Genomic DNA, 4,286 nt, shown 5'->3' with positions numbered 1-4,286 from the left:
TCAACTACTACTATTTCATGATCTCTTAGGTGCTCTATTAAATGCGAACCTAAAAATCCAGCCCCACCACTTATAAGAAACCTCATAAAATATACTAGACTAGGGTAAGCTAAAAGGCTTTACTAAGAGTTAAATGTTAAAATTTACAGTGTGGCGTTCAGTAATAACCTTTCGGTCAAACTTCAAGCATAGTGTCAACTAACATTGTCACGCGGCGATTCGGGGGAGGGATTAACCTATTAAGGCTCATAAGGACTATTATTATACTAAACACTCCAAACAATCCTTGCCAACTTCCTAGCTAAGGCAGTGTACAACTTCTTACCTTGAAGTCTATCCTTTAAGGACTTAAAGGGTGAGGGACTTATAATGAATACTTCCTTTAACCTTGCTGGTGAGCCCTTAGTTGAGACTCCCCAAGACGATATTAGGAGTTTTGCAGTTGGAGGATTTGATACAATTTACATGCAAGGCTGGATAATAAGAAAAAGATGAAAACGTTTGTTCTGTTCTTATTTTTATTGTTATGTAAAGGCCTTAGTACACAATTTAATTTATTATTTGCTAAAATGGTTCGTGCTAATATTCGCTATGAGATTAAGAAGGGTCGTTCCTTAGCCTATAATAAACTATCTGTTTAGGGTACTGAGCAGTATTACTGCTTTCCTTTTTAATTTTAGATAGCAACACGTGTTTCGTAGTAGAAAACCGATTGGACATCTCAATCCTAAGTATCTCGAAGGGATGCTTTAAGGACTGCTTATAAACATTTCCTAAATCCTCTATTGCCAACTCTCTCTTCCTAAATCCAGACAATATTTCCCCGACTTTTTCCTTGTTTTCTTCATCATGAACTTCTATTTCTATTAGTTCCAAGTGTTTCAGGGTATTAATACCACCAGTTAGTGCTTTGCCTTCGGATCCTTCTATATCCATCTTTAGTATTCTGGGTTTTAGGCTAGTTTTTTCCGCTATCTTATCTATAGTAGTCTCAACTAATCCTTCGCCATCTTCGGATACATATGCTCCAACGCCTTCGCCTTTTATACTGGACCATTTTGCCAAGTTTGTCATAAAGATTGTTAAAGCAGAGTGCGGGAAGAAAAGGATTTATCGTTATTATACTGCCAAGATATTAAATTTTGTATAATTAATTTCTCTCACAGCTTTAGGCTTAATACTTTCTTTATCATACTATGAACTTATTCCGTTACGGAGGTTTAAAGATAGAGATACCTATAGGATACGAGTACGTTTATTACTTAACGTTCATAGTAGGTGAGTACGATTCCTAAAGTTTAAGAAAGAAGACACTGTACTAGATGCCGGAGCTTTTATAGGCGATTTTACAGTGAAAATTGCTAGGAAAGTTAAGGAAGTAGTAGCTGTAGAGCCGTTACCTTAGGCTTTCAAAATTCTGAAGAGGAACGTTGAGGTGAACGAGTTAAAAAACGTCACTCTGGTCAATAAGGCACTTTACGATGAAGATGGGATAAAAATTAGGATATCCAATGAGGGAGTAGGGAGTAAAGTGTCCAATGAGGGGATAGAAGTTACTACGACTACCATAGAGTCCCTAGGTAAGTTTTCTGTGGTTAAGATGGATATTGAAGGTACAGAAGGTAGGTTAATTAAAGGTAATTGGTTAAATTCTGTTAGGGAAATTGATATGGAATTACACGGTAATGAAAACGTTATTAGTATACCGGCAACGTTAAGGGATAAAGGGTTTAATGTAAGGTTTATGAAATGAAGTAATGTAGTAAAAAATTCGGTAAAGAAATCTCTTTACACTTTCTGGACTTTCTTGAAGCAAAAATGAAAACATAGATTATGAGCAACGCAATTAAGGAGTTCTAATAATATTTTCAATATTAACGTTAAAAAGGCAAATTCTTATAGCCACAGCTTTATATAACCCGTGAGAGGTAGTGAAGGATAATAATTTCAGATAAGTTCTTTAAAGAAGATTATCTGGAAGTAGTGGGCGATGAATAAGTCTAAACCGAGAGATATATTACAAGTTGCAAAGGAACCCTGAATCACCCGAAGTGATGCTTATATTTTTAATATGTCAGTAAATTGATAAGCTTTAGAAAAGATATAAAGTTATAAGAGTTTTGCAATGGATTGAACTGTAAAGTAAATTTAAAGATTATTTGTAAAGTGTCAGGGCGTTAACTATATTAACAAAAATTATGTACTGTTAAATTAAGTTTTTAGTAGATTTTTCTATACTCATCTATCTTTTAAAAGTGTGAAATTTATTATATAGTAAGGTTTAATTATTAAGGAAGTTATGCATATTGTTGAGAGTCTCGTTTATAGTAATACTATTTTTTAAGTCTTTCTACAGTAATACCTTTTATTAAGAAGAGAAGTCATATATATTATACAAACAAAGGATAACGTATGTCAGTAATAAATGAACTTTTGAATTACTTCGAAAAACATCGGGAAATAATACAAAAAATAAAAGTGGAAGAAATAACAGAAAATTTTCGGTATACTGATAAACAATCAAATAACTCAACATTTTCCTTGGAAGGGCCTAGTTTAGTATTTGTCGGAAATCAAGCACCTGGCGAACCTAATGATCATAGACAAGCGTTAATGACTTCATGGGCTTTCATGGAAACTTGTAATCAAGATTTCAATATAGAAATCTTAATTACAATATGGGGACCTATGTGGAATGTAGAAAAAGATGCTGATGAAACTTATAATTTTGAATTTAGTGTAGTTGGAGCAAACCCTATGAAGATAATATATGATAACCAAGAATTAGGAGTCATTTCAAATACGTATTGTGGTTTTAAAGCTAAGATAACCGATATAGATGATATCAAGAGTCATTTTAAACAAGTTTGTGAAAAGAAGTCTACATAAGTATTTTCAAATAATTTCTAAGAGATCTAAAATTCATGGGATAAAAATGACCAACGCTTACGTCTCATGTGCTGACTTGCTTTTAGAGCAGGCTAAAAGAGATCTGGAAGCTTCGAGATTACTTTACGATGGGAAATATATGGAACAATCCTTATTTTACTTACAGCAAGCTACTGAGAAAGCTCATAAAACCTTCAGATGTGTTATGCAATATTTATTTCAAAGCGTTCCTGAAAATATAGGGGAGTGCATGGAAAGTAAGCTAACTGAATCATCTCCTTACTATCCCTTAATATATACCATAACTTATTACATTAAGCAGCTGAAGATTGACGATATTGAAAAGTTTTTAAAAGAAAAATATTCTCATGACACAATAAGTGGATTTTTGAAGAGCTTGAAGAGTTTAATAAGGAGTTTAAGTTTTTTAAAAATATATTAATATATACATTAAATACTATATCGCAGAATTTAGGTACTCTAATAGACGATATGGTCAATATTTTCATAAAAAATATAGTATATGTTAAAATGAAAGAATTAAAAAATTACCTGGGTAAAGAACATGCTGAAGAAGAACATATAAAACGGATTATTGAGTATTATAATCTTAAAAATCCTGTCGTATCTAACATATTATCTACATTGTTGTATAATTTTCTTATGAATATTTTGCAAAACTCTTTAAATAATATAATGAAAATTTTTGATGAGAAAACTAAAGAAGAATACGATAAATATTTACGTAGTATGGTTAATAGTGTTTCCTCTGCGATTATTTCTTATGAAATATTAGAATTATTAAATTTGGTGCTAAGTAATTATGCAGAAGCTTCAAGATACCCCGATCTTAAGAATTTTAAACCTATAAAAGATAGGATACCACAGTATATATTTCAGAATTTAGAACTACTAATGAATTCTGCTAAGCTTTCATTAGACTTTGTAGAAAAGTTGATGGTGTTTATAAAAAATATAGATAATAATTTTAGTTATATATGTGATAAAATTGAGAAAAATAGCATCGTTGAAGTAATAAACAAAATAGATAAAACATTATCTATTTATGGAAAAGATCTTTCATCAATGTTAAAGGATATTAATAAATTAATTAATGAAATTAATAATGTTAAGCCTTTGAAGTAGTACTCAGAAAGTGATAAGAGTAATGTGCGTAATAAGTAGTTGAAAGTTTTTAATTAGACAATTGTACAGAAGAGGATATAATCGAGCAAAAGCTCTTTATTTAGATTAATCTCTTTCTTACGTGTTCTCAATTCAAATCCCGGCACTCCATGGTAAGTACTTAAGGAATGTACTTGAGTCAATAAGTTCTCAAACTCTTCAGGACTATGAGGTGATTGTCGTAAATTCGGGTAGTGAGCAAATCAGTAACC

General features: G+C 31.6%; 7 protein-coding genes. 6 read left to right on the top strand and 1 reads right to left on the bottom strand.

Annotated elements, in window-relative coordinates:
* The first annotated feature begins 369 nt into the window (after window positions 1-369).
* Complete coding sequence (locus tag WIW89_RS00375; RefSeq protein WP_337719317.1) at window positions 370-495, top strand: carbamoyltransferase C-terminal domain-containing protein; 126 nt, start codon at window positions 370-372, stop codon at window positions 493-495.
* A 102-nt stretch (window positions 496-597) separates the two neighbouring features.
* Here WIW89_RS00375 and WIW89_RS00370 read toward each other — a convergent pair whose 3' ends face one another.
* Window positions 598-1,074, bottom strand: a complete 477-nt coding sequence (locus WIW89_RS00370; RefSeq protein WP_337719316.1) for an FkbM family methyltransferase — start codon at window positions 1,072-1,074, stop codon at window positions 598-600.
* A gap of 361 nt (window positions 1,075-1,435) precedes the next feature.
* Between WIW89_RS00370 and WIW89_RS00365 the strand changes: the two genes are divergently transcribed.
* The 5 genes from WIW89_RS00365 to WIW89_RS00345 form a co-directional block, all read left to right on the top strand.
* Window positions 1,436-1,753: an FkbM family methyltransferase gene (locus WIW89_RS00365; protein WP_337719315.1), complete on the top strand. Its 318-nt coding sequence runs from the start codon at window positions 1,436-1,438 to the stop codon at window positions 1,751-1,753.
* A 659-nt stretch (window positions 1,754-2,412) separates the two neighbouring features.
* A complete protein-coding gene (locus WIW89_RS00360; protein WP_337719314.1) occupies window positions 2,413-2,889 on the top strand; it encodes a hypothetical protein in 477 nt (158 codons plus the stop codon).
* 46 nt (window positions 2,890-2,935) lie between these two features.
* Entirely contained in the window at window positions 2,936-3,331 is a 396-nt protein-coding gene (locus WIW89_RS00355; RefSeq protein ID WP_337719313.1) for a HEPN domain-containing protein, read from the top strand.
* 89 nt (window positions 3,332-3,420) lie between these two features.
* Entirely contained in the window at window positions 3,421-4,035 is a 615-nt protein-coding gene (locus WIW89_RS00350) for a hypothetical protein (RefSeq protein WP_337719312.1), read from the top strand.
* 121 nt (window positions 4,036-4,156) lie between these two features.
* Window positions 4,157-4,286 (top strand): glycosyltransferase (locus WIW89_RS00345; RefSeq protein WP_337719318.1); only part of this gene is annotated, 130 nt, incomplete at its 3' end.

This window comes from Stygiolobus sp. CP850M, assembly GCF_037389425.1.
Lineage (GTDB): Archaea > Thermoproteota > Thermoprotei_A > Sulfolobales > Sulfolobaceae > Stygiolobus.
Note: the sequence above shows the minus strand (reverse complement) of the source record. Positions and strands in the feature narration are given on the sequence as shown.

Bases quoted from the DNA above. Each gene is read 5' to 3' on its own strand.
- WIW89_RS00375 (WP_337719317.1), top strand. From the start codon at position 370: ATGAATACTTCCTTTAACCTTGCTGGTGAGCCCTTAGTTGAGACTCCC.
- WIW89_RS00370 (WP_337719316.1), bottom strand. From the start codon at position 1,074: ATGACAAACTTGGCAAAATGGTCCAGTATAAAAGGCGAAGGCGTTGGA.
- WIW89_RS00360 (WP_337719314.1), top strand. From the start codon at position 2,413: ATGTCAGTAATAAATGAACTTTTGAATTACTTCGAAAAACATCGGGAA.
- WIW89_RS00355 (WP_337719313.1), top strand. From the start codon at position 2,936: ATGACCAACGCTTACGTCTCATGTGCTGACTTGCTTTTAGAGCAGGCT.
- WIW89_RS00350 (WP_337719312.1), top strand. From the start codon at position 3,421: ATGAAAGAATTAAAAAATTACCTGGGTAAAGAACATGCTGAAGAAGAA.